Source organism: Candidatus Jordarchaeum sp. (genome assembly GCF_052745115.1).
In genome coordinates, this window is sequence record NZ_JBRAKS010000512.1 from 1 (window position 1) to 1,974 (window position 1,974).

Annotated in this window: 4 protein-coding genes; all 4 read left to right on the top strand. The window is 41.1% G+C overall.

Features of this window, described 5'->3' with window-relative positions:
• The first annotated feature begins 54 nt into the window (after window positions 1–54).
• Window positions 55–297, top strand: a complete 243-nt coding sequence (locus ACUVXA_RS20270; protein ID WP_445873107.1) for an AbrB/MazE/SpoVT family DNA-binding domain-containing protein — start codon at window positions 55–57, stop codon at window positions 295–297.
• Entirely contained in the window at window positions 294–710 is a 417-nt protein-coding gene (locus ACUVXA_RS20275; protein ID WP_445873108.1) for a type II toxin-antitoxin system VapC family toxin, read from the top strand. The genes ACUVXA_RS20270 and ACUVXA_RS20275 overlap by 4 nt, the downstream gene beginning before the upstream one ends.
• A gap of 409 nt (window positions 711–1,119) precedes the next feature.
• Window positions 1,120–1,521 (top strand): type VII toxin-antitoxin system MntA family adenylyltransferase antitoxin, encoded by a 402-nt coding sequence (gene mntA, locus ACUVXA_RS20280; RefSeq protein ID WP_445873109.1) that lies wholly within the window; start codon window positions 1,120–1,122, stop codon window positions 1,519–1,521.
• Window positions 1,494–1,937, top strand: coding sequence for a type VII toxin-antitoxin system HepT family RNase toxin (gene hepT / locus ACUVXA_RS20285; RefSeq protein ID WP_445873110.1), 444 nt, complete (start codon window positions 1,494–1,496; stop codon window positions 1,935–1,937). The genes mntA and hepT overlap by 28 nt, the downstream gene beginning before the upstream one ends.
• Window positions 1,938–1,974 lie beyond the last annotated feature (37 nt).

Below are 1,974 nucleotides of genomic sequence, written 5' to 3' on the forward strand. Positions count from 1 at the left end.
GGCGATCATGACAATGTTTAAATATCAAGATATAGTGGGATTATTGGTGGGAATATGGTTGAAGAAGCCGTTGTAGACAAGAAGGGTAGGATCGTCATCCCAGCCCATTTACGTCAAGAATTACGATTACGTGAAGGCGCCAAAGTCAAACTGGCACTAGAAGAGGGGAAAATACTTATAATGAGACCGGTAACCCCCGAAGAATTCATTCACGAAATGGAAGGATGCATCAAAGAGGATTCCCCAATCCCTAAGATCAACCCATTAGAACTGAAGAAAATCTGGGAAAAACAATGATCTACGTGGACACTAACTACTGGATCTACTGGTTTGACCAACGCTTACCAGAACACAAACACGTAACAAAACCAATCAGAACTGCTATCCATGAGGGCGTTGTTCTAAACGTCGTAACACTAATGGAAGTTGCGCATTATCTCCGCCATTTACCAAAAGAAAATTTCAGAAGAAAACTTTCCACCATACAAAATCTAGCTACATTGACATTCATCAACCTAGACCTCGACATAGCCGAGCTTGCATTTGAACAACTCATGAAATACACCAAAATTGGAGTCGGCGGCAGAGACAGCGTAATCCTCGCGACAATGAAAGTCACAAACACCAAAAGAATAGCCACCCACGACGAGGTCTTCAAAAAAATCGAAGACCTAGAAGTAATAGACCCCATCCCTACGAGTAAGAATTGATACAGCAACCGCTTCTCTAACGGAAAGCATCCAATCATCCAAGTTTTAGATAGAGCACTGGTAGCTGGAGGAGCCAGGTTCATAGCAGCCACCCCTCAACGGCCTCGTTAACCACGGACCAAAGCTGCATCTTCAACAACCTCACCAGCGGAACTCTACAAAACCCCTGCTGGATAACCTAAACCTCACCTTCATAAAACACGACTTCTTATACGATTCTTAAAAGGTTGATTTAGAATTTTTATAAATCCTCCTGCATATACAATTTAGAAGATGATGCGATGAGCAGAATCGTTACAGATACCAAGGTCAGACAGGCAAACCCTAAAACTGGCTCACTAAAATTTCGAGCAATCCTTAAACATAGATATAGACAAGTTCAGCAAACTTGTTGTAAAAAGTGAAGAATGTGCAAAAAGAAATTCCAGAAGATCTGATAACCTTCTTCAGAAACGAAAAAAGAGTTTTAGTTGCCTACCTTTTCGGCTCACAGGCAAAAAAGATTCAAACCCCTCAGAGCGATATTGACATAGCCGTTCTACTTTCCGAACCCCTCAAAACGCTACTTGAATACTACTTACACCTGGTGAACAAACTTTCTGAGATATTAGGAAATAACGTAGATTTAATAATCCTCAACACAGCTCCGCCCCTGCTTAAACATCAAGTGATAAAGCACGGCAAAATCATTTATTCACGAAATGAAGAAGCAAGGATAACATTTGAGGCGAGAGCTCAAAGCGAATATTTAGATTTCAGCAGAGCCTTGGCGAGGTATGACGAATGTTTGATGAAACAGGTTCTAGCGTAGAAAAAATCTTAATCACAACCAAGCTAAGCAAACTAAGGCAATATCAAAGATTTCTGAAAGAAATACAAGCAAGCACCATTAAAGATTTTACCAGCGACTTCAAAATAAGCGGAGCCGCCGAAAGATACCTCCAAGTGGCTATCGAATGCATCATAGACATCGGCAACGAAATAATCTCTTCTTTACAGCTCCAAAGACCAGAACGCTACAGGGACATCCCATACATCCTAGCCGAAGCAAAAATCATCCCAAAAACCTTCGCAGAAACAATCTCCTCAATGATAGGCTTCAGAAACCTCCTAGTCCACGACTACGCATCCATAAACCTAAATCTAGTCTACGAATTTCTGCAAACAAGACTTTCCGATTTTGAAAACTTTACCAAGCACATCGCCAAATGGCTGGAAAAAAAGTAAACATGAACCCTTGCAGACAAATCACCAAGTAGAATTA